Genomic DNA, 22,484 nt, shown 5'->3' on the forward strand with positions numbered 1-22,484 from the left:
CACCCACCCCGGACGACCAGCGCGGACCGAGGAACGGGGGAACTGACTGGCATGGGGCCTCCCGGGCACGTCGAAAAGGCGCCGCAGTCGGCGCCGGTCACTTTGTCTCCAACGTAAGCGAAGTGATCGACGGCTGACAATGGCCGGGAGGATCAAGAAAGTGCGATGGGTGGGCGCCCGACAACCGCGGCTGAAGCTACAACCGGCCGACTTCTCAGACGACACCCGAACCCGCAGGCCGGCCGCTTGTCGCCGGCAACCGCAGCTCAGACTGCGATCTGAACAGGCCTCAGGCTGCTACGTGCCCGCCTGCCGCCAGCAGGCGCGCCACCGGCAGCGTCGCCGCCCCTAGCGCGACAGCGCCGGGGCCGAGTTCGCCGACGCCGATGCGGGTCTGGTCGAAGAGGTAGGGCAGGGCGTGGCGTTCGGCGGCGGCGCGGATGGCCGGCATCAGGAGTGGGCCCAGTTGCTCGCCGACCCAGCCGGCGAGGATCACCTGGTCGGGGTTGATCAGGTTGATGAGGTTGCCGATGCCGATGCCCAGGTACTCGGCGACCTCGTCGAAGGTCGCGGTGGCGGCCTCGTCGTCGCCGGCCTCGAAGCGCGTGGCCAGCTCGGCCATGCGCGCCTCGGTTCCCTCTTGGATCAAGGGCCGCCCCTTCGGGTGCGCCAGGTAGGCGTCCAGGATGGCGGTGGCGCCGACGTAGGCCTCCAGGCAGCCGTGGGAGCCGCAGCGGCAGGCGCGGCCGCGGGCCTCGATCACCGCGTGGCCCCACTCGCTGGTGGAGCTCGATCCGCTCTCGGCGAGTGTCGAACCCACCGCGATCGCGGCGCCGACGCCGACGCCCCACAGCGCCACGACCGCGCGGCGCGCCTCGCGGCCGGCGCCGCGCCAGGCTTCGGCCTGGCCGAGGGTGCGTGCGCAGTTGTCGATGAGGATCGGTGCGCTCAGCTCGGCCCGGAGAGCGTCGCCCAGCGGGACGCCGGACCAGCCGAGGGTCGGTGCGTGCACCACGCCGCGCTCGCCTTCCTGCACCGCGCCGGGTACGCCGATGCCGATGCCGAGCAGCTGCTCCTGCGCGACGCCGGTGCTGTCGAGCAGCGAGTGGACCCCGGCGACGACCAGGCGCACGACCACGTCCGGGTCGAGCCGGCCGACCCGGATCTCGTGGGTGGAGGTGGCCTGGGTGGACAGCGTCCAGTCGAACAGCACGACGTGGATGTGCGTCTCGCCGATGTCCACGCCGACGACGTACCGGAACCCGGGCCGCGCCGCGAGCACGGTCCGCGGCCGCCCGCCGTTGGAGTCCACCGACCCGGCCTCGGCCACCAGCCCGTCCCCGATGAGGTCGGACACCACATTGCTGACGGCCGCCGAGCTCATCCCGGCCAACCGCGCCAGCTCCGGCCGACTGACCGCCTGCCCGAGGTAGACGGCCGACAGCAAGGCGGCGCGGCTGCGGCGGCGAAGATCGCGCGTCGTCTGCGCACCGGCCTGGATCACAGGAGGAATTGTGCCAGATGGAAGGTCCCGGTGAGGCGTGCGGAGGGAGGCGGGGCCCTGGACGGCCGGGAGACAGACGGCCGATGTGATCAACGCGGTTGAGGATGCGCAGGCGGCGGCGATCAATTGGCTCGTGCACCGGTAGCCCCGACCGCCACAGCCCACCGGCTCCGACACAAGAAGTGCCCCGGAGCCGCAGCCCCGGGGCACCCGGTGAACCAAGAACTCCCGCAGATCAGCTCACTGCTTCGCCAGCACCCGAATGTGCCCGGCACGGCTCCCGCCGACGTCCACCCGCAGGCTGCTGCCCGGCGTCGAGGCGGCGACCAGGGCCGGGACGAACGCGGCCGCGTCGATCGTGCCCCAGCCGGAGGCGATGTCGAAGCCGGGGCCGGCGCAGAAGCCGGTCACCGACGCGGTGGTGTTGCAGCCGCTGGTGACGTCCACGACCCCGGACCCGGTGCCGTTCGGCCCGATGGCGTACAGCGCGGGGTTGATCAGGCCCAGGTCGTGGCCCGCGGACTGGTCGGCCAGGCCGACGATCGCCGCCATCAGCGGCGAGGATTCCGACGTACCGGAAGTCCCCTCCATCGTGATGTCCGGCAGCGAACGCCCGGCGGCGCCGGTCGCCGAGGCCGTGCTCTGCTGCCAGGCCGGGATGCCGAACTCGTGCGAGACCCCGCCGCCGGACTGCGGCCAGAGCACGTCGGCCTGGGTGCGGTTGCCGTTGCCGTCCAGGGACAGCTCGGTGCCGCCGACCGCGGTGACGTAGGACTCGTCCGCCGGGAAGGACACCACCGGCTTGCCCCACCGCGTACTACCGTCGAGCTGCATGCCGTCGGCCCCGTCGTCGCCGCTGGACGCCAAGACCGTCACGCCGTGGTCGGTGGCGTTCTTGAAGTGGCTGTCCAGGTCGTGCAGCTGCGCCGAGCTGGCGAAGTCGTCCTCGGGCGTGCCCATGCTCATCGAGATCACGTCGGCGAGGTGGTTGGTGACCGTGTAGTCCATCGCGGTCATCAGCTCCGGGAAGCCCGTGATGCCCTCGGTCTCGCTGACCGGCGTGGCGATGATCAGGATCTTCGCGCCGGGGGCCAGCGTGTGGATCATCGAGATGTCCAGGTCGGTCTCGCCGCCCCAGCTCTGGCAGTCGGCGGTGTTCACGCCCGGGTCGGTGCACGCCGGCACCGCGCCGGACGGCTCGATGGTCTGCACGGTCGCCGCCGGCAGGCCGTTGTCCGCGTCGTACTGGTCGAGGTAGCTCTGGGCGCTCTTGTCGCCGAACGCCACCAGCGTGGCGATGGTCAGGCCCGTGCCGTCGATGTGGTTCGCGTACAGCGGCGCCGTGTCATAGGCCTGCTGCAGCCCGGAGCCCGAGGACTGCAGCGCCTGCTCGACGCGCGCCACCCGGTCCGGGATCGTCCCGGCCGAGCCGACCCGGCTCACCGCGGCGCTGAAGTGGTGGTGAGCCGGGGTCGGGACCTGGTGCGGGGCGGCTTGGGCGGTGACGGCGACCGCGAGGGACAGCACGACCGCGGTCCCGACTGCGGCCAGCCGGGCGCCGGTGTGGAAGACCCGGCGGTCGCCGAGGCCTGATGATGCCCAATGCATGTCTTCTCCCGGAGGTAGCGAGGAAAGGTGGCTACTCAAGGGTTTACCAAAGACTCTTCAAATAATGCAGCGATGAAGAGGTCTGAATCGTGCGCCGCCCTCGAAAACCTCCAGAGTCCTCGTTCAGCCGGTGATGCTCGCCGCCCCGGTCTCGATGTGACCCGTCGCCCGGCGGCTCCACGCCGAGTCCGAGCTCACCGTGACGGTGAAGTCGTACCACCCGTTGTCGTACGCGACCGCGTTGAAGTAGTCGCTGACCGTCGCCCCGGCCGCCACCTGGTACGTCCACGGCCCGTCGGTCCGGTAGTTGGTCGAGGTGATGGTGAACGTGACCGCGCTGCTCCCGGTGTTCACCATCGAGAACCAGACCGCCTGCTTACCGGTGTTCGGAGCCGACGCGTAGTACGTGCGCGCCTCGGCGGTCGCGCCGCTGCCGTTGGCGTTGCCGGTGAAGCGCCGCAGGAAGCGGTTCGGGCCGACGACCGTCAGGTCGTACTGCCCGTTGCCGTAGTTGGCGCCGACGTTGAAGAAGTCCTTGACGCTGCCGTCGGTCCCGTTGCTGTACGCGCCGACCGTGTACTGCCACGGCCCGCCGCTGCGATAGGCGTTGGCGTACGCCGCGAAGTGCGCGGCCGCCGTCGCCTGCGGACCCTGGTTCGCCATCTCCAGCCACACCAGGATCTTCCCGGCGGCGTCGTACTCGATGTGGTCCACCCACGCGTTCGGCTGGTACGGCAGCGCCCGCGCCGGCCGCGTCCCGCTCTCCTGCGTCGGCATCGCGTTGCTCGCCGGGGCCGGGTTGGTCTGCAGGTTGCAGAACGACTGGCCGATCACGGTGCTGGTGGCCGGCAGCGACGGCAGGCCGCTCACCGGGTTGGCGAAGTCGAAGGCGCCGGTGAGGTCCCCGCACACCTGGCGGCGCCAGGCGCTGATGTTCGAGCACGTCGCCGGGGTGCCCAGGGCCGCGGTCCAGGTTTCCAGGAAGCGGATCACCGAGGTGTGGTCGTAGACCTGGGAGTCGACCCAGCCGCCGCGGGTCCACGGCGAGACGACCACCATCGGGACCCGGAAGCCCAGGCCGATCTGCGCGTTCTGGGTGCTCTCGCCGGCCGTGCCGGACGGCGCCACCGGCGGCGGGACGTGGTCGAAGAAGCCGTCGTTCTCGTCGTAGTTGAGGAACAGCACGGTCGAGTCGAACGTCGCCGGGTCGGCGGCCAGCGCCTGGACGACCAGGTTCACGAAGTGCGCGCCGTCGTTCGGCGGGGCGTCCGGGTGCTCGGAGAAGGCCTGGCTGGCCACCACCCACGAGACCTGCGGCAGCGTGCCGCCGAGCACGTCGGCCTTGATCGCCGCGGCGATGTCGTCCGGCGTGGAGCCGGTGGAGGGCACCGAGGACATGCCGCGCTGGTAGAGCGGGCTGGAGGTGGACGCGCCGGTGAACTGCTTGAAGTAGGCCAGCGCGTTGTCGCCGAAGTTGTCGCTCGCGTTCTGGTACACCCGCCACGACACGCCGGCGTTCTGCAGCGCCTCGGCGTAGGTCTGCCAGCTCAGGCCGGACTCCGAGCCGCCGTCGTAGGCCGGGCCGCCCGCGCTGCCGCTCGGGTCGATCATGCCGGACCACAGGTAGGTGCGGTTCGGGCCGGTCGCCGACAGGATCGAGCAGTGGTAGGCGTCGCAGACCGTGTAGGCGTCGGCGAGCGCGTAGTGGAACGGGATGTCGGACCGGTTCAAGTAGCCCATGGTGCGGTTGGAGCCCTTGGCCGAGACCCAGTTGTCCATGGCGCCGTTGTTCCAGGCCGAGTGCTGCGTGGACCAGCTGTGGTCCAGCGAGCCGTCGCACTGCGCGAGGTCTTCCTTGCTGGTCCCCCACCACCAGGTGTTGGTGTCGGACAGCTGCCACGGATACTGCCGCCCCGAGCCGTTCGGCTGGTTGAACACCGAGTAGCCGCCGGCGATCTGTACTGTCGCGCGGTCGGCGAACCCGCGCACCCCCGACAGGCTCCCGAAGTAGTGGTCGAAGCTGCGGTTCTCCTGCATCAGCACCACGACATGCTTCACGTCGCGGATCGTCCCGGTACCGGCGGCCGAGGCCTGCGAGAGGGCGCCGGGCAGGCTCTCCAGGCCGAGGGTCGCGCCGAGGGCGGCGGCGGAGCCGAGGAAGGTGCGGCGGGAAACGGGCGCCACGATGGGACCTCCTGGGTGAGGGGGGTGCGGTGAGTACGGTGGGGTGCGCGACAAACATGGAGCATTCTCAGTGACCACGGCGGAACTGACCAGACCCTCAAGAGCAGGTTGGTCCACACTTTGCGAACAGGATTGGTCCTGTTCGCCGCGATGACCGGTCCGGTAAAGCTGTCCCCATGTACTTCCAGCACGCCGAGGCCATCCGGTCCGAATTTCCCGGCCTGGTCGCCGCGGCGATCACCACCGCCGGCATCACCGCCGCGTCCGACGTCGACGAGCAGGTCGCGCGCTTCACCGCGGTCGCGAAGGCCCGGCTCGCCGGCGGCCCGGAGTCCGACCTGCCCGAGATCAAAGCCTGGCGCCAGGCGTTCGCCAAGATGGGGCTCAAGCCCACGCAGTACCGCTGCGCCTCCGAGGCGCTGCTGCGCCGGCTGCGCAAGGAGGGCGAGCTGCCGCGCATCCATCCCCTGATCGACCTGTGCAACGCGGTCTCCGTCGCCTTCGCGATCCCGGTCGCGGCCCTGGACCTGGACCGGATCTCCGGCGACCTCGAAGTCCGACACGCCACCGGCGACGAGGAGTACGTGACCTTCGCCGACACGATCGAGCACCCGGAGCCCGGCGAGGTGATCTTCGCCGACGCCGGCGGCAACGCGCACGCGCGCCGCTGGACGAACCGGCAGAGCGGCAGCTCGGCGGTGCGGCCGGCCACCACGCGGGTGCTGATCGTCGCCGAGGCGCTGCACGAGTCGGCGGCCGAGGATGTCGCAGCGCTGATGAAGACGCTGGTCGACGAGGTGGCCGGGGCGTGGCAGGTGACGCCGCGCTCGGCGGTGCTGAGCGCGGCGTCGAGGCGGTTCGAGGTTTAGCGACAGGCGACCCTCAGTGCACGTGACCCTCAGTGCACGCAGCCCTCAGTGCTTGACGGCCACACCCGCGTACATCGCGATGTCCTGGTCCCGCACCGGCTCCGCGTCGGCGTCCGGCCGCCAGTGGTGCACGAGCGCGACGCCCGGGTCGAGCAGTTCGTAGCCGTCGAAGAACGCCTCGGTCTCGCTCTTGTCGCGCACCTGGAGCGGGATGCCGCGCTTGTTGTACTCGCGGCTGACGCCGCCGACGCCGACCGGGTCGGTGTCGCCGGTGAACACCGTCAGCGCCAGGAAGCTGCCGGGGGCCAGGGCGTCCATGAAGCGGCGCACCGTGCCCTGCGGGTCGTCGGCGTCCAGGACGAAGTGCACGATCGCGATCAGCGACAGTGCCACCGGCTCGGAGAAGTCCAGCACCTCGCGCAGGCGCGGATTGTCGATGATCGACTGCGGGTCGCGGAAGTCCGCGTCCACGTAGCAGGTGCGGCCCTGGGCCGTGCTCGACATCAGGGCACGAGCATGGGTCAGCACGATCGGGTCGTTGTCGACGTAGCCGACGCGCGCCTCGGGGGCGATCGCCTGCGCGATCTCGTGCACGTTCGGGGACTTGGGGATGCCGGTACCGATGTCCAGGAACTGACGGACGCCGTAGTCCTTCGTCAGGTGGCGGACCATGCGCTCCATGAAGCTGCGCGTGGTGCGCATCGAGATCGGCAGCGCCGGCCAGGCCTCCACCGAGGCCTCGGCCGCGATGCGGTCCGGCTCGAAGTTGGTCTTGCCGCCGATGAGGTAGTCGTAGACGCGCGCCGAGTGCGGCACGTCCATCCGCAGGTCCACCGCGGGGTAGTCGTCGTTCGGCGCCTGCCCGGCCCGGACCTCGTTCGTCATCGTTCGCCTTCCCGTCCCTGACTATGCCTCCGTGCGGTCGGCCCGCCTTGATCGCGGTCCTAATCGCGCATGTTAGCGGTCGCGCCAGGACTATGCCGCAGTGCCCTTCTATCAGCGTCCGTACATTGCGGTATTCCGGACGGCCACAAATGGTTCATCTGAGGACTCTGTCTTCCTCCTGACATCACGGCTAACCTCCACCGCAGGTGAGTAATCCTCAGCTCTCCGTAGCCACCCCCGGAGGTACCCCACATGCCCTCTCCCTGGCTCCGTCGGCTCTCGGTCGGCGCCGCGACGCTCGGCGCCGCCGCGTTGGCGCTGGCCGCGACCATCGCGCCCGCCGCCGCGGACACCGGCTCGGCCCCGCTGTCCCACAGCACAGTGGTCGGTCTGCACAACACTTATGACGAAGGCGCGGAGTTCCCGCATCTGGCCAACGCGCTGGACGCCGGGACCGGAATGATCGAGCTCGACACGTGGACCGACATCTTCACCAACGAGTGGAAGGTCAGCCACAGCAACCCGACCGGGAACAACAACAACTGCGTCAACGCCTCCAAGCCCTCTGACATATACACCGGCTCGGCGAACAAGGACCTGGGGTCCTGCCTGGACGACGTCAAGTACTGGCTGGCCTCGCACCCGACCTCCGGCCCGCTGTACATCAAGCTGGAGATGAAGATCGGCTTCGAGGCCAACTTCGGGATGGGCCCGGCGCAGCTGGACGCGCTGATCAGCCAGCACCTCGGCAACCTGGTCTACCGGCCCGCCGACCTGCTGAACGGCGCCTACCCGAACCTGGACGCCGCGGCGAAGGCCGACGCCTGGCCGGCGCGCTCGGCGCTGGCCGGGAAGGTGATCCTGTACACGATCCCGGGGACCGTGGAGCTGGGCAACCCGTTCGACACCCTGCACACGGACGTCGAGTACGGCACGTACCTGAAGAACCTCGCGGCGGCCGGCAACGTCGGCCAGGCGCAGGTCTTCCCGTGCGTGCTCGGGGCGCAGGCGGGCGACCCCCGCGGCCAGTACTCCGACTCCTCGATCAAGCCGTGGTTCGTGGTCTTCGACGGTGACGCGAACACGTACGCCACCAGCGTCGACACGTCGTGGTACGACACCAACCACTACATCCTGATCATGACCGACGCGCAGAACGTCGCGCCGGCGCTCAGCGACACCGCGCCGAGCCAGTCCGACGCCGCCGCCAGGGTGGCGTTGCTGGCCGGCAAGCACGCGAGTGTGGTGTCGACGGACTGGACCGGGTTGCCGTCGGTGCTGTCCGAGGTGTTGTCGCGCGGGTAACGCTTGAGGTGTTGTGACTTCAAGGTGTTGTCACTGCAAGGTGTTGTGACTGCCCGGCCGTGTTCTCGCGGCCGGGCAGTCGGCGTTTCCGGGTCCCGCTCCGATTGACAGGAAACCAAATGGTTTCCTATCGTGGACCTCATGGACCCCGTGTTCAAGGCCCTGGCCGACCCGACGCGGCGGGCGCTGCTGGACGAGCTGTTCGCCGAAGACGGCCAGACCCTCGCGGCCCTCACGGCGCGGCACGCCATGACCCGCATCGCCGTGGCGAAGCACCTGAAGATCCTGGAGGAGGCGGGGCTGGTCGTGACCCGCCGCCGGGGCCGGGAGAAGCTGCACTTCCTCAACCCGGTCCCGATCCGCCTGGTCCACGACCGCTGGGTCGGCAAGTACACCGAGCAGTGGGCGGCCGGGCTGGTCGGCCTGAAGCGTGACCTGGAGGCACAGATGGAGCGCGTCTTCGAGATCTACATCCGCACCACGCCCGAGCGGCTGTGGGAGGCGATCACCGATCCGGCGATCCGGGCCAAGTACCACTTCGGGCTGGCCGTGGAGTCGGACTGGACCGAGGGGTCGGCGTACCGGCTGGCGCATCCGGCGGCTGAGCGATCGATCGTCGAGGGCGAGAACCTGGAGGTCGACCCGCCGCGCAGGCTCGTGCAGAGCATGCGGGCGCTGTGGGGGCCCGACGCCGAGGCGGCCGGGACCAGCCGGGTGACGTGGGAGATCGAGCCGGTCGGGGACTCGTGCCGACTGACGGTGGTCCACGACCAGCTGCCGCCGGACGTCCCTTCGGAGGTCTACGGCGGTTGGCCGATGGTGCTGTCCGGGCTGAAGACGTGGCTGGAGACGGGGGAAACGCTCACCACGCCGGGGTCGCTGATGTACAGCCCGCCCGCCGAGAACAAGTAGTCAGCCAAGAAGTAGTCACGAGACAGCCACGAGACAAGGAGTTCGCCATGTCCGCATCCCGTTCACACACCACGATCACCGACATCGGAACCGTGGGTATCCCGGTCAGCGACCAGGACAAGGCGCTGGAGTTCTTCACCGGCGCGCTCGGCTTCGACAAGCGCCTGGACCTGCGCGCCGGCGAGAACTTCCGGTGGGTCACGGTCGCCGCGCCCGGGGCGGCGGTGTCGGTCGCGTTGATAGCCGGCGAAGCCGTCGGGCAGGACACCGGCATCCGGTTCATGGTCCCCGACGCCGAGGCCGAGCACACCGCCATGCGGGAGCGCGGCATCGAGGTCGGGGAGCTGCTGCGGTGGCCGGGGGTGCCGCCGATGTACGAGTTCGCGGACCCGGACGGCAACCGGTTCGAGATCGTCGAGGATGTTGCTTGATCAGTCGGGCTTCGACGGTCGGTGCCGCCTGATCAGTCAGGCGTCGACGGTCTCCACCTTCACGCCGCGCCAGAACGCCACGCGGTCGCGCACGTGCTCGGCCTCGGTCTTCGGCTCGGGGTAGAACCACGCCGCGTCCGCGTTGGCCTCGCCGTCCACGGTGACGGTGTAGTAGCTCGCCAGGCCCTTCCACGGGCAGACGGTGTGGGTCTCGCTGGAGGCGAAGAACTCGCTGTTCAACGACTCCGACGGGAAGTAGTGGTTGCCCTCGACGACGACGGTGTCGTCGCTCTCGGCCAGGACCTGGCCGTTCCACACAGCTCGCATCGCCATTTCGTGTCCTCCTGAAGTCGGTTCACCGAACATAACCAGGCAAGACCGCGATCCCTTCCCGTGCGCCCGGCACCGGCGGCACCTGCTTGCGGCGGGGGCAGGACCATCCCCTATTGTTTGGCGGACATCGCAGGGCAATGCTGTTTCTGCCCTCCGCCGTGGACAGACCTCTGAAAGGGTGATGATGGCCGCCGCTTCCATATCGACCACCACGATCGCACGCCTCGCACAGCTGGTCGGGTTCGCCGTCGTCGCGGTGGCGCTGGCCGTCGTCTCCTGGCGCACCACCAGCCTGAACCTGCCGGACGTCGGACAGTTCGCCGGGATCATCGGCTCGGGGTTCCTGGGCGGGATCATCAATCCGCTGATGAAGACGTTCAACGGCCGGCATGGCGGGGTCGTTCTCGGGGTCGCAGCCGGGGCCGTCGCGCAGCCGGAGAACCCCGCGCAGGTGGCGCAGGTCGCGCAGCAGGTCGAGGCGGTCCAGGACCACGCCGCGGCGGCGCTCGGGCAGAAGAGCGACATGATGTGGGACATCGCTGTGGTGATCGGGGCTGCGGCGATCGTGACGACCGCGCTGGCCCTGGCGATCAACGGCACCCATCACGTGAACGCCGCCGCCGCACTGACGGCGCTGGCCACGGGCTTCGGGGCGTTGTTCATCGACACCTCGAACATCACGCACGCCGCCACGACGCCGGCGAGCTGAGGCTGGAGCTGACGCTGGAGCCGGAGCCGGAGCCGGGCGTACGCCGCAGAGGCTAGGGGTACGCCTCGACGTCGAGGTCGATATAGGCGCCGCTGGTGTCGTTGGCGGCCTCGGCGGTGACCTTGCCAGCGGCGGTGCGTCCGTCCAGGGCCGCGATGCAGACCTGGTCGCCGACCTGGACGGTCAGCTGGTTGGTGGCGTGGGCTTGGAGCGTGGCCAGGCAGGTGGCCGCGGTGGGGGTGCCGTCCTGGGTCCACGGCGCGAGGTTGCCGGGGCCGTTGAGCGTCGTCTGGTTGGTCGCCGCGAGGCCGAACAGCAGGCCGGCGACCGGTGACGGACCGGCGGTGACCTGCTCGCCCCGCACGTTGACGCGGATGGTGCCCTGCCAGAGCTGGACCTTGGACGGGCTGGTGCTGGACGGCGTCGATGACGCGCTGGTGGACGGCGTGGGGCTCGGCCGGGTGCCGCCGTTGCTCGGGCCGGGGTTGGCGCCGCCGTTGCCGGGCGGGGATCCGCCGCCGAGCTGGGTCACGGAGACGACTACGACCGCGAGCACGGCCGCGCCGCCCAGGACCACTGACTGGTAGCGGAACAGGCGCGGGGCGCGAAGGCGCTGCGGCTGGGAGGCACTTGCTTGCGGGGCGCGGGCTTCCTTGGCTATCCGTATGCGCTGAGTGCCCTGGCCAGGCGGCTGCGGGAGCACGAAGAACGAGGCGATGTAGCGTCGCCAAAATGGCTGGCCGTGCCAGTTTCGCTGCGCGGTCGGGCCGTGGGCGACGCCGGTCAGGGAGGACCAGTAGCGGCGTGCGAGGGGACCGCGGTTCACGCTTGTTCCTGCGGTGCTGCCGGCTCTATCGCGTGCGGCTCTGTTGCATGCAGCTCTGTTGCATGGGGTTCTGGACCAGTTTCAAGCTCGAGCGCCGCGCCGAGCCGCGCGGATCCCAGCTGGCGCAACACCGTCGGCGCCGAGCACCCGACGGCGATCGCCGCGTAGGCCCCGGTCACCTGCGAGTGGAAGAGGAGGCCGGCGACCGCGCCGAGGAGGATCCGGGTCAGGCCGGCCGCGACGTCGGAGAGCGGGTCGACGTATGACGTCAGTGCCGGGACCGGGGTGGCCGGTTGGTGGCCGAGGGCTTGGTGGCGTGCGGCGTTCCAGGCCAGGACGCGGTCCGAGCTCACCACCGCTTCGACGACGGCGCCGCCTATCGCGCCGTAGGCCATGGCCAGCAGCCAGTCCACCGTTCACTCCCCCTGGTTCGAACCCGGTCCGATGGCAGCACGCCGTGGTTGTCGGGCGATCAGCATTTCAGACCACTGCGTCGGCAGGGAAGAGCGGGGGGTCTAGGAGATCGCATCAATGGCGGCGAGCATCTCTGCATCGAGGCGTACCTCGCCGGCGGCGATGTTCTCCGCCAGGTGCGCGGGGTCGGCCGTGCCCGCGATGAGCAGCGTGTTCGCGTAGTGCGCCAGGTGCCAGGCGATGCCGGCCTGGACCGGCGTGACGCCGAGGGCGGCGGCCGCGGTGCGCACGGCGGGCTGGTCGGCGACCTTCGGCCACTGCGGGAAGGCCGAGCCGAGCGGGCAGAAGGGGACCCACGCGATGTCGTGCTCGCGGCACAGGTCGAGCACCGGTTCGCCGGCGCGGTCGACCGGGCTGTGGGAGTTCTGGACGCAGGCGATGCCGGCGGGCAGGGCGTGCCGGAGCTGGGCGGCGCTGACGTTGCTCAGGCCGATGCCGTCGATCTTGCCGGCGTCACGCAACGCCAGGAGCTCGGCGAGCTGGCTGTCGAGGTCGACGAGCTGGTCGCCCTCGGCGAGGATGCCCGGCGCGGCGTCGAGGCGGCGGAGGTTGACGACGGCGAGGCGCTCGACCCCGAGGCGTGCGAGGTTCGCCTCGACGCCGGCGCGCAGCTGCTCCGGGCGCTGCGCGGGCAGCAGCGCGCCGGCGGCGTCGCGCTCGGCGCCGACCTTGGTGGCCAGCACGAGGTCGTCGGGGTAGGGGTGCAGGGCGGCGCGGATGAGGTCGTTGGCGTTGGCGTCGCGGGTTCCGTAGAACTCGGCGGTGTCGAGGTGGTTGATGCCGCTGTCGACGGCCGCGCGCAGCATCGCGGTGGCGGCTTCTGGCGTGACGGCCGGGCGTCCCGGGCGATGCTCGGCGAGCTGCATCACGCCGAAGCCGATGCGGGCCACGCGGTGGCCGGCGAGCGTGCTCGTGCCGCCGGGCTGGCTGCGCTCGGCTGTGTTGTTGTTGCTCATGTCCCGTTCCCGTCTACGAGGTGGGATAGTGGAAGAACAACCGGAGGACCCTCCGGTTACCCTCACGATAGCAGAAACGGAGGACCCTCCGCTTTATGGCCGCCACACCCCGAACCAGCGGACGCGCGGACGCACAACGCAACCGCCAACGCCTCATCGACGTCGCCCACCGCGCCTTCACCACCGGCGACGGCAAGGTCTCCCTGGAGGCGGTGGCAAAGGAAGCGGGCGTCGGCATCGGCACCCTCTACCGCCACTTCCCCACCCGAGAAGCGCTGGTCGAAGCGGTGTACCTCGCCGAGCGCGGCCGCCTCTGCGACGCCGCCGACGAACTCCTGACCGAGCAACCCCCAGCCCAGGCACTCCGCACCTGGATGGACCGCTTCGCCGACTACATCGCCACAAAACGCGAGATGGCCGACGCCCTCCGCGCCCTGATCGCCGACGGCACCGTGACCCGCTCCCCGGCACGCGAGGAACTGTCGATGGCAGTCCGCCGCCTCCTCGACGCAGGCGCCGCCGCCAGAACGCTACGCGGGGACGTGCAGGCCGAGGACGTGGTCGCGGCGCTGGTGGGAGTTGTCTCGGTGTGCACACTGCCGGAGCAGCAGGAGCAGGCTGGGCGGCTGATGGACCTGCTGATGGACGGGCTCCGGCGGAGGTAGGGCGCCGCGAGCTGCTACAGCGCTGGCCAAAACACACACCGCGCCAGTTCACGCTCGCTGGCCGGATGCCATGCGCACGCACGCTGGCACGCCCGAGCCTGTGTTCTAGCGGCCGAGCGCGCGAAGCTCCAACCAAGACCAGCCGCTCCGCCGCCCGCATGCCGCGCAGCGACACCGCGCGCCTGCCTGCACTCGCCCGCCGTCCTGCGTGGCCGAGACCGCCCGCCCCGCCGACCACATGCCACCCTGCGATACCGCGCCCGCGGTCCCGCCGTGCGCCGCATTGCCCGGCCGACTCCTACCTCCGCCGCATCAAGGCAGGCGCAGTGCCAGCAGGCCCAGGTCGGTGCGTTCTCGGCAGGCCATCGGGGCTCCTTCCGGCGGGCGGTCGTGTCCTCCCACTATCGGCCCGGGTCGCCGGCCCGCGCCGCTCGGAGGCGGCCAGTCGGACCAGGCATCGGACCAAGCATCGGACCAAGCGTCGGACACGGCGTCAGACGCCGGCCGCGACCGCCACGCCGAGCGCCATCAGCACGATCCCGGTCGTCACGCTCAGCCCCCGCTGCACGCCCGGACGCGAAACGCGAGCCCGCCCGCGCGCCACCAGCAGCGTGAACACCAGGTACCAGCACGCCGTCACCGCCGCCCACACCACCCCCAGCGCGATCCCCGACGCCAGCACCGGCCCGTGGCTCGTCACGAACTGCGGCAGCATCGAGACCGCGAAGACCCCGGCCTTCGGATTGCCGAGGTTCGTGCCGAGTCCGGCGGCGTACGCACCCCAAAAGCGGCCGTCGGAGTCGTCATCAGACACAGCGGACGGGGCCTCCACGAAACGACGCGCCGCCCGAAGCGTCCCGACCCCGAGCACCACCAGCACCACCCCGCCGATCACGCGGATGCCCTGGTAAATGTGCGGATTGGCCAGCAGCACCCCCGAAAGCCCGGCCGCGGCGGCCGTGGACCAGATCAGCAAGCCGGTGGCGGTCCCCATGATGGTCGGCCGGGCCATCGCGGGACCGCCGCGCAACGTTTGACGCAACATCAGGGCTTGACCGGCGCCGGGAAGCATCGCCAGAAGCCACGTAGTAATCAGGAAGACAGGAAAGTGAGTAGGCACTCGTTCAGGGTCGCGGCGCGCAAGAATTTACAGAAGTTAGCTCTGTGGGAGTGAGCGTTAAGATTTTTAAATGGGAATGGACCCGGAGCAACTGCGCCTGCTAGCCCTGATCGACCGCCACGGCTCCCTCACCGGCGCCGCGCACGCGCTCGGACTGACCCCCGCGGCCGTGACCCAGCAGCTCGCACGCGCCGAACGCGACTGCGGCGTGCCCCTGGTCGCCCGAGGCCCACGCGGCGCGCGACTGACCCCGGCCGCAAACGCCCTCGTCGGATACGGACACGTCATCGACGACCAGGTCGAGGCCGCCAACGAACGCTGGGCCGCCCTCATCGGACGCTGGTCCTTACGCCTGCGCATCGGCGCGTTCCAGGCGGCGGCGTACCACCTCGTCCCGCCAGCCCTGACCGCGCTGCGCCATCAGCGCCCTGACGCCGACATCTCGGTGATGGACGTGGTCTCCATAGAAGGCGCCGACCAGGTCGCCAACGGCCGGCTCGACCTGGCGGTGATCGCCTCGTGGTCCACTCCCCCGACCCCGCCCCCGACGCTGCCGCCGCACCTGTCGCTCCACACGCTGCTCGTCGACCCGATGGTCGTGGTCCTCCCCGACGACCATCCCCTGGCGGCCGGCGACCCCGACCGCCCGCTGCGCCTCGCCGAACTCGCCGAGGAGGCGTGGGTGGTGATCCTGGCCGGCACGGCGGCGCGCGACCAGTTCGACCGGGCCGCAGCCGTTGCGGGCTTCACACCGAGGATCCGCTTCCAGACCGAGTCGTACGACGTCGCCCAAGCGCTGGTCGGCACCGGTTTCGGCGTGGCGCTGGTGTCGCGGCTGGCACTGACGCGCGTCGCCGGAACCACGCACCGCGAGCTGGCCGAAACCGGCCTGTACCGCCGCATCCACGCCGTGACCGCCGCCGACACGACGCCGACGCCGCTGGTGGACGTGTTCCTCCGGCTTCTGCGCGACGTCGCAGAGGACATAGATGCCTCCGGCGCCACCACTGTCGACGCCGCCGCCGATACGACCACCGATGCGACGGTCGGCACCGCCGTCAGCCATCTCAACCACCTCAGCCGCCGGTGATCGCGATGTTATTCTCAATCGCACACGAGTCCATCAGGAGGCACACGGGGTGAGCGACGAGGAATACCGCGTCGACGACCTCGCGCGCCTGTCGGGCATGACGGTCCGCAACATCCGCGAGCACCAGTCCCGCGGCCTGCTCCCGGCCCCGACCGTGCGCGGCCGCGTCGGCTTCTACGGCCCCGAGCACCTGACCCGCCTGGAGCAGATCAAGCGCCTGCAGGCGGATGGCTTCACGCTGGAGTCGATCCGCCGCATGCTCGGCGGCGGCGCCGAGTTCGCCTCCTTCGCCGCCGCGGTCCACCAGGCCTTCGACGACGGCGACAAGCGCGTGGTCCGCCTGGACGACATCCACACCCTGTTCCCCGGCCTGGACCGCCCGGACGCGGGCGAAAACAACACCGACAACACCGACAACGCCGACACCGCCGCCCTCCTGGAATCAGCCGTCGAACTCGGCCTGCTGCGCCCCCTGGGCAACGGCCGCTTCGAGGAGCGCTCCCCGCAGCTGACCCGCATCGGCGCCGAACTCATGGCCCTGGGCATCCCCCCGGCCAGCGCCCTGAAGGCCGCGGCCGAGGCACGCACGCACGTCCAGGCCGTGGCGAAGGGCTTCGTGCAGCTGTACATGGACCAGATCTGGGCCCCCTTCGAAGCCGCCGGCTACCCCGCCGACCAGTGGCCGGACATCCTCAGCGGCCTGGACCGCCTGCGGCCGCTGGCCCTGGACTCGATGCTGGCGCTGATGCGGATGGCGCTGGACGAGGCGGCGACGCGGCTGATCGAGGAGCGGGCCGGGCTGCGGTAAGCAAGAACTCTGACAATGAGTGGGGTGGCAGTTCGAGAACTGCCACCCACGCCCAGCTACATCACTGTCTACTGAATCAGCGCTGGCTCTTCTCGGACGCAGCCGCCCCGCAAGTCGCCGCGTCAATCGGCCCACTCGCCCCACTCGGCCCGGTCTGCCCCGCCACGACGTTCACATCAGCCAGATCCGGCGCAGCCCGCCGCACCGCGTCAGCCTCCGTGTCGTCCTCCCGAGCCTGCGACGCACGCTCGGCCTCGACCCGCGCCAGGTACCGCTCCACTTCCTCCCGCACCGTCGCCTCGCTCCAGCCGAGCACCGGCGCCATCAGCGCCGCGACCTCCGGGGCGGCCGTGACGCCGCGGTCCCAGGTCTCGATCGAGATGCGGGTGCGGCGGGTCAGCACGTCCTCCAGGTGCAGCGCGCCCTCGTGCGACGCCGCGTACACCGCCTCGACGCGCAGGTAGTCGTCCGCGCCGGGGATCGGCTCGCCGAGCGACGCGTCGGCCGCGACCAGCTCCAGCAGCTCGTCGACGCAGGACCCGTACCTGCGCAGCAGGTGCTCCACGCGCACCTGGTGCAGCCCGGTCCGGCGGGCGATCCGGCCGCGCTCGTTCCAGCGCGCCGCGAAGCCCTCCGCGCCGAGGACCGGGACCTTGTCCGTCACCGACTCCGGGACCTTCGCGCCGTCGGTGGTGTCCAGGTCCTCGACCGCCGCGTCGATGACGTCCTTGGCCATCACCCGGTACGTCGTGTACTTGCCGCCGGCCACCACTGTCAGACCCGGCGCCGGGGAGGAGACGATGTGCTCGCGCGAGAGCTTCGTGGTCTGATCCGCGTTGCCCGACAGCAGCGGCCGCAGTCCCACGTACACGCCCTCGATGTCCTGCTCCGTCAGCGGCTTGGCCAGCACGGCGTTGGCGTGCTCCAGCAGGTACTCGATGTCCGCGCGGCTGGCCGCCGGGTGCTCGCGGTCCAGGTCCCAGTCGGTGTCGGTGGTGCCGACCAGCCAGTGCCGGCCCCACGGGATGATGAACAGCACGCTCTTCTCGGTCCGGGATATCAGCCCGGTACGCAGGTCGATCCGGTCGCGCGGCACCACCAGGTGGACGCCCTTGGACGCGCGCACCGAGATCGCCGCGCGCAGGTCCGCCAGCTCATGGATGTCATCGGTCCACACGCCGGTCGCCCCGACGACCTGGCGGGCCCGGACCTCGATACTGCGGCCGGCCTCCAGGTCCTGCACCACCGCGCCGGTGACCCGGCCGCCCTCGCGCAGCAGCCCGGTGACCCGGGTGCGGGTGGCGACGCGGGCCCCGTACTGCGCCGCCGTGCGGGCCAGCGCCATCACGAAGCGCGCGTCGTCGACCTGCGCGTCGTAGTACTGGATCGCGCCGACCAGGGAGTCGTGCCGCAGGGCCGGCGCGCGCCGCAGGGCCGCGGTCTTGGTCAGGTGGCGGTGCCGGGGCAGGGCGCGGGCGCCGCCCATGGTGTCGTAGAGCATGACGCCGGCGCCTATGTAGAAGCGCTCCCAGACCCGGTGCTTCAGCGGCAGCAGGAACGGGACCGGACGCACCAGGTGCGGCGCGATGCGGTTCAGCAGCAGGCCGCGCTCGGTCAGCGCCTCGCGGACCAGGCCGAAGTCGCGCTGCTCCAGGTAGCGCAGGCCGCCGTGGATCAGCTTGCTGGAACGGCTCGACGTCCCGGCGGCCCAGTCGCGGGCCTCGACCAGGGCGACGGACAGGCCGCGGGTGGCGGCGTCCAGCGCGGCCCCGGCGCCGACCACGCCGCCGCCGATGACCAGGACGTCGAACTCCTCCTCGGCCATCTGCTGGAGCGCGCCGAGCCGGTACTGGGCGCCCAGGGGTGTGGATTGCACGGTGTTTCCTCCGTTGATACGACGCGTGGGCGCTCTGAGCGCTTCCAGCTTTCTTGCTTCTGCTACTTGCTCTGCGTGCTTTTTTGCTTGCCTGAAGAGGTGGTGACGGACGGCCACAGCCGGGCCCGGATCCCCGGGCCCGGCAGCTGCGGATCAGTCCTCGAACTCGACCCAGTCCAGCGTCCGCGCCACGGCCTTCTTCCAGTTGCGGTAACCCTTGGCGCGCGAGGCCTCGTCGGCCTCGGGCAGCCAGCGCTTGTCCTCGTTCCAGTTGCTGACCAGCTCCTCGGTCGACTTCCAGAACCCGACGGCCAGACCCGCGGCGTAGGCGGCACCCAGCGCGGTGGTCTCGGCGACGACCGGCTTGGACACCGGCACCCCGAGCACGTCGGCCTGGATCTGCATGGCCAGCTCGTTGGCGGTCACGCCGCCGTCCACGCGCAGCACGTCCAGCCGCACGCCCGAGTCCTGCTCCATCGCCTCCACGACGTCGCGGGTCTGGTAGGCGATCGACTCCAGCGTGGCCCGCGCCAGGTGGGCGTTGGTGTTGTAGCGCGACAGGCCGACGATCGCGCCGCGCGCGTCGGAACGCCAGTAGGGGGCGAACAGGCCGGAGAACGCGGGCACGAAGTACACGCCGCCGTTGTCCTCGACCTGCCGGGCCAGCGACTCGCTCTGCGCGGCGCCGGAGATGATGCCGAGCTGGTCGCGCAGCCACTGCACGGCCGAGCCGGTCACCGCGATCGAGCCCTCCAGCGCGTAGATCGCCGGCTCGTCGCCGAACTTGTAGGCCACGGTGGTCAGCAGCCCGTTCTCCGAGCGGACGATCTCCGTGCCGGTGTTCAGCAGCAGGAAGTTGCCGGTCCCGTAGGTGTTCTTGGCGGTGCCGGGGGTGAAGCAGACCTGGCCGACGGTCGCGGCCTGCTGGTCGCCGAGGTTGCCGGTGATCCGCACCTCGCCGCGCAGCGGGCCGTCGGCGCGGGTGACGCCGTAGCCCTGCGGGTCGGAGGAGGGGCGGATGGCCGGGAGCATGGCGCGCGGGACGTTGAAGAACCCGAGGAGCTCCTCGTCCCAGTCCAGCGTCTCCAGGTTCATCAGCATCGTGCGGCTGGCGTTGGTGACGTCGGTGACGTGCACGCCGCCGTCCACGCCGCCGGTCAGGTTCCAGATGATCCAGCTGTCCATGGTGCCGAAGATCGCGTCCCCGGCCTCGGCGGCGGCGCGCAGGCCGTCGACGTTCTCCAGCAGCCACTGGATCTTGCCGCCGGCAAAGTACGTCGCCGGCGGCAGGCCGGCCTTGCGCCGGATGACCTGGCCGCGCTCGTCGGCGTCCAGGGCGGCGGCGATGCGGTCGGTGCGGGTGTCCTGCCAGACGATCGCGTTGTAGTAGGGGCGTCCGGTGTGCCGGTTCCACACCACCGAGGTCTCGCGCTGGTTGGTGATGCCGAGCGCGGCCAGGTCGGAGGCGTGCAGGTGGGCGCTGTTCATCGCGGTCTCGATGACCGCCCGGGTCCGCTCCCAGACCTCGGTGGGGTTGTGCTCGACCCAGCCGGCCTGCGGCAGGATCTGCGAGTGCTCGAGCTGGTGCCGGGCCACCTCGTTGCCGCCGTGATCGAAGATCATGAAGCGGGTGCTGGTGGTGCCCTGGTCGACCGCGCCGACGTAGTCAGCCATGAGGATTGCCTCTCTCGCGTTGCGCGCTTCCGACGCGCACTGGGTCTTCTGAGGGGATGGGGGTCGGCTCGGCCGGGGTCTCCGGCCGAGCCCGGGACCGGCTACGCGGTCTGGCCCGAGGCCGCCTCCGGGTTGTCGATCGGCACGGCGGCCGGGTCGTCCGGCGCGGTGTCGTCCGACAGGAACGTGCCGATCAGCACCCGGTACAGCCAGGCGCCGATGAGGCCGCCGATGATCGGCGCGACTATTGGCACCCAGAAGTACAAGTCGCCGTATTGGTCTCTGAACGCCGTCCCGTACCCGGTGAAGAACGAGGCGAGCCGCGGACCGAAGTCACGCGCCGGGTTGATGGCGTAGCCGGCGTCGGTGCCGAAGGCCATGCCGATGGCCACCACGAGCAGGCCCACCACGACCGGCGCCATGTTGGCCCCCGGGGAGGTGTTGCGCAGGTCGGTGATCGCCAGGATGCAGAACAGCAGGATGGCCGTGCCGATGATCTGGTCGCGGAACCCGCCCCACATGTGCACCGGGAGCGAGCCGTTGCCGGGCAGCGTCGAGAAGATGCCCTGGCTCTTGATGGTGTGGCCGGGGTCGAACTTCGCGATGACCTCGGTGTAGTTCCAGCGCACGACCAGCGCCGCGACGAAGGCCCCGAGGGTCTGCGCCAGGGCGTACGGGAGCACCTTGCGCCACGAGAAGCCGCCGAAGGCGGCCAGTGCCACGGTGACGGCGGGGTTCAGGTGCGCGCCGGTGATCTTGCCCGCCACGTAGACACCCAGCAGGACGCCGAAACCCCAGGCCCAGGCGATGCTGTCGTGGTTGCCGATCCCGCCGGCGACCACCTGTGCCACAACGCCGATGCCGAACAGCAGAAGGATGAACGTGCCCGCGAACTCCGCGGCCAGCTCTCCCACGAGCCCTTTGGCTCGAACGCGATCCGCCAAGCGATTCGCCATGTCTCCTCCTGACCGGGTGGGACACCCCGGCCGTCCGGGGCGCCTGATGTCCCACACCGAGCGTGTCGAAGCTCACCATGGGATTCCGCACAGCGTGCGTTCGCCGAAACCTCCCGTCAACGGACCCCGTACGACAATGTCGAACTCTGGTCAGGATCCCCGACCTGGGGTACCGTCGCGCCACATGGCGGCAATCTTCGCGGACACCCCGGTCCTGGCCGGTCAGGCCGGTCAGCACGGCCGGCGTGTCGCGCACGCGCCGCCGGCGGCGTCCCCGCCGTGCCCGCCCCCGGGTACGGCGTTCGACGACGTCGACCACCGCACGAAGGGCTATCATCACCGCCATGCCGGGACCCGTGCAGTCCATCGAACGCGCGGCTGCGATCCTGCGCCTGCTGGCGCGCGGCTCCGGACGGCTCGGGCTGGGCGAGATAGCGGCCTCGCTGGGCCTGGCGAAGGGCACGACGCACGGCATCCTGCGCACGCTGCAGGGCGTCGGCTTCGTCGAGCAGGACAAGAGCAGCGGCAAGTACCAGCTCGGCGCCACCCTGCTGCACCTGGGCACCAGCTATCTGGACGTGAACGAGCTGCGGTCCCGGGCGATCAACTGGGCCGACGCCCTGGCGGCGCGCAGCGGCGAGGCGGTCTGGATCGGGACGCTGCTGGACGGCAAGGTGCTCATCGTGCACCACGTCTTCCGGCCCGACGACTCGCTGCAGAGCCTGGACGTGGGCGCGCTGCTGCCGCTGCACGCCAGCGCGCTGGGCAAGGTGCTGCTGGCCTACGACACGCAGGCCGCGGCCGAACTGCGGGAGACCGAGCTGGCGCCGCTGACCCGGCGCACCCTGGTCACCCCCGCCGCGCTGCGCCGCGAGCTGACGAAGGTCCGCGAGCACGGCTTCGCCACCGACATCGAGGAGTCGACGCTGGGCCAGGCCTCGATCGCCGCGCCGATCCGCGGCTACGGCGGCCTGGTGGTCGGGGCGATCAGCATCACCGGCGCGGTGGACCGGGTGTGTCCCTCGACCGGCAAACCGGACCCGGCGCTGGCCGACGCCGTGCAGAACGCCGCGCAGATGATCTCGCGGGACCTCGGCGCGGGGCGCTGGTAGGGCTGTCGGCGCTGCCAGGGCCGACAGCCCTGACAGCGCTGGTAACCGCCGGCGCAGGCCGGGGCTCGCAGCGTTTCGAGCACCGCGTCCCCGAGTACCACGTCCCCGAGTACCACGCTCGTGAGCACCACGCTCCTGAACACCGCCCGCGCCGGCGCCTTCTCCCCAAGCGCTCGCCCTCGCACCC

General features: G+C 70.7%; 21 protein-coding genes. 9 read left to right on the forward strand and 12 right to left on the reverse strand.

From position 1 onward, the window contains the following. Positions 1–289: 289 nt before the first annotated feature. From GWK61_RS36710 to GWK61_RS36720, 3 genes are all read right to left on the reverse strand, one after another. A complete protein-coding gene (locus GWK61_RS36710; protein WP_194916306.1) occupies positions 290–1,504 on the reverse strand; it encodes an ROK family protein in 1,215 nt (404 codons plus the stop codon). 240 nt (positions 1,505–1,744) lie between these two features. Next, positions 1,745–3,112 carry a S53 family peptidase gene (locus GWK61_RS36715; RefSeq protein WP_194916307.1) on the reverse strand — a complete coding sequence of 456 codons (1,368 nt, stop codon included), beginning with the start codon at positions 3,110–3,112 and terminating at the stop codon, positions 1,745–1,747. 123 nt (positions 3,113–3,235) lie between these two features. Next, positions 3,236–5,296, reverse strand: coding sequence for a phosphocholine-specific phospholipase C (locus tag GWK61_RS36720; RefSeq protein ID WP_194916308.1), 2,061 nt, complete (start codon positions 5,294–5,296; stop codon positions 3,236–3,238). A 176-nt stretch (positions 5,297–5,472) separates the two neighbouring features. Here GWK61_RS36720 and GWK61_RS36725 point away from each other — a divergent pair, with 176 nt between their 5' ends. Beyond that, the gene (locus GWK61_RS36725) at positions 5,473–6,165 is read left to right on the forward strand and encodes a B3/B4 domain-containing protein (protein WP_194916309.1); all 693 of its coding nucleotides are present in this window, start codon (positions 5,473–5,475) and stop codon (positions 6,163–6,165) included. Positions 6,166–6,210: 45 nt separating this feature from the next. Here GWK61_RS36725 and GWK61_RS36730 read toward each other — a convergent pair whose 3' ends face one another. Beyond that, a complete protein-coding gene (locus tag GWK61_RS36730; protein ID WP_194916310.1) occupies positions 6,211–7,050 on the reverse strand; it encodes an SAM-dependent methyltransferase in 840 nt (279 codons plus the stop codon). A gap of 252 nt (positions 7,051–7,302) precedes the next feature. Between GWK61_RS36730 and GWK61_RS36735 the strand changes: the two genes are divergently transcribed. The 3 genes from GWK61_RS36735 (at position 7,303) to GWK61_RS36745 (ending at position 9,698) form a co-directional block, all read left to right on the forward strand. After that, complete coding sequence (locus tag GWK61_RS36735) at positions 7,303–8,355, forward strand: phosphatidylinositol-specific phospholipase C domain-containing protein (RefSeq protein ID WP_194916311.1); 1,053 nt, start codon at positions 7,303–7,305, stop codon at positions 8,353–8,355. A gap of 141 nt (positions 8,356–8,496) precedes the next feature. Continuing rightward, positions 8,497–9,267, forward strand: coding sequence for an ArsR/SmtB family transcription factor (locus tag GWK61_RS58855; protein WP_194916312.1), 771 nt, complete (start codon positions 8,497–8,499; stop codon positions 9,265–9,267). A gap of 47 nt (positions 9,268–9,314) precedes the next feature. After that, on the forward strand, positions 9,315–9,698 hold the full coding sequence (locus tag GWK61_RS36745; RefSeq protein WP_194916313.1) for a VOC family protein: 384 nt from the start codon (positions 9,315–9,317) through the stop codon (positions 9,696–9,698). 36 nt (positions 9,699–9,734) lie between these two features. Here GWK61_RS36745 and GWK61_RS36750 read toward each other — a convergent pair whose 3' ends face one another. Then, a complete protein-coding gene (locus GWK61_RS36750; RefSeq protein WP_194916326.1) occupies positions 9,735–10,025 on the reverse strand; it encodes a DUF427 domain-containing protein in 291 nt (96 codons plus the stop codon). 190 nt (positions 10,026–10,215) lie between these two features. Between GWK61_RS36750 and GWK61_RS36755 the strand changes: the two genes are divergently transcribed. Beyond that, positions 10,216–10,740 (forward strand): hypothetical protein, encoded by a 525-nt coding sequence (locus GWK61_RS36755; protein WP_194916314.1) that lies wholly within the window; start codon positions 10,216–10,218, stop codon positions 10,738–10,740. 52 nt (positions 10,741–10,792) lie between these two features. Here the strand turns inward: GWK61_RS36755 and GWK61_RS36760 are convergent, their stop codons facing one another. The 3 genes from GWK61_RS36760 to GWK61_RS36770 all read right to left on the reverse strand — a co-directional run bounded on the left by GWK61_RS36760 (position 10,793) and on the right by GWK61_RS36770 (position 12,996). Then, the gene (locus GWK61_RS36760) at positions 10,793–11,566 is read right to left on the reverse strand and encodes a hypothetical protein (protein WP_194916315.1); all 774 of its coding nucleotides are present in this window, start codon (positions 11,564–11,566) and stop codon (positions 10,793–10,795) included. Continuing rightward, the gene (locus tag GWK61_RS36765) at positions 11,563–11,979 is read right to left on the reverse strand and encodes a hypothetical protein (RefSeq protein WP_194916316.1); all 417 of its coding nucleotides are present in this window, start codon (positions 11,977–11,979) and stop codon (positions 11,563–11,565) included. Before GWK61_RS36765 ends, GWK61_RS36760 begins: the two co-directional genes overlap by 4 nt. A gap of 102 nt (positions 11,980–12,081) precedes the next feature. Next, a complete protein-coding gene (locus tag GWK61_RS36770; RefSeq protein WP_194916317.1) occupies positions 12,082–12,996 on the reverse strand; it encodes an aldo/keto reductase in 915 nt (304 codons plus the stop codon). Between the two features lie 95 nt (positions 12,997–13,091). On the opposite strand from GWK61_RS36770, the gene GWK61_RS36775 reads away from it, so the two are divergent. Beyond that, positions 13,092–13,661, forward strand: coding sequence for a TetR/AcrR family transcriptional regulator (locus GWK61_RS36775; protein WP_194916318.1), 570 nt, complete (start codon positions 13,092–13,094; stop codon positions 13,659–13,661). A 493-nt stretch (positions 13,662–14,154) separates the two neighbouring features. Here the strand turns inward: GWK61_RS36775 and GWK61_RS36780 are convergent, their stop codons facing one another. Continuing rightward, on the reverse strand, positions 14,155–14,733 hold the full coding sequence (locus GWK61_RS36780; protein WP_228563543.1) for a LysE family translocator: 579 nt from the start codon (positions 14,731–14,733) through the stop codon (positions 14,155–14,157). A 118-nt stretch (positions 14,734–14,851) separates the two neighbouring features. Here GWK61_RS36780 and GWK61_RS36785 point away from each other — a divergent pair, with 118 nt between their 5' ends. Both GWK61_RS36785 and GWK61_RS36790 read left to right on the forward strand, forming a co-directional pair. Further along, positions 14,852–15,871 (forward strand): LysR family transcriptional regulator, encoded by a 1,020-nt coding sequence (locus GWK61_RS36785; protein ID WP_194916320.1) that lies wholly within the window; start codon positions 14,852–14,854, stop codon positions 15,869–15,871. 49 nt (positions 15,872–15,920) lie between these two features. Beyond that, on the forward strand, positions 15,921–16,679 hold the full coding sequence (locus GWK61_RS36790; RefSeq protein ID WP_194916321.1) for a MerR family transcriptional regulator: 759 nt from the start codon (positions 15,921–15,923) through the stop codon (positions 16,677–16,679). Positions 16,680–16,755: 76 nt separating this feature from the next. Here the strand turns inward: GWK61_RS36790 and glpD are convergent, their stop codons facing one another. The 3 genes from glpD to GWK61_RS36805 form a co-directional block, all read right to left on the reverse strand. Beyond that, complete coding sequence (glpD, locus tag GWK61_RS36795; protein WP_228563547.1) at positions 16,756–18,504, reverse strand: glycerol-3-phosphate dehydrogenase; 1,749 nt, start codon at positions 18,502–18,504, stop codon at positions 16,756–16,758. A gap of 204 nt (positions 18,505–18,708) precedes the next feature. Then, positions 18,709–20,229 carry a glycerol kinase GlpK gene (glpK, locus tag GWK61_RS36800; protein ID WP_194916323.1) on the reverse strand — a complete coding sequence of 507 codons (1,521 nt, stop codon included), beginning with the start codon at positions 20,227–20,229 and terminating at the stop codon, positions 18,709–18,711. Between the two features lie 101 nt (positions 20,230–20,330). After that, on the reverse strand, positions 20,331–21,173 hold the full coding sequence (locus tag GWK61_RS36805) for an MIP/aquaporin family protein (protein WP_438939801.1): 843 nt from the start codon (positions 21,171–21,173) through the stop codon (positions 20,331–20,333). Positions 21,174–21,529: 356 nt separating this feature from the next. Between GWK61_RS36805 and GWK61_RS36810 the strand changes: the two genes are divergently transcribed. Further along, positions 21,530–22,297: an IclR family transcriptional regulator gene (locus GWK61_RS36810; protein WP_194916325.1), complete on the forward strand. Its 768-nt coding sequence runs from the start codon at positions 21,530–21,532 to the stop codon at positions 22,295–22,297. Positions 22,298–22,484 lie beyond the last annotated feature (187 nt).

Origin of the sequence: Catenulispora rubra (assembly GCF_015356825.1) — a bacterium.
Classification (GTDB): Bacteria; Actinomycetota; Actinomycetes; order Streptomycetales; family Catenulisporaceae; genus Catenulispora; species Catenulispora rubra.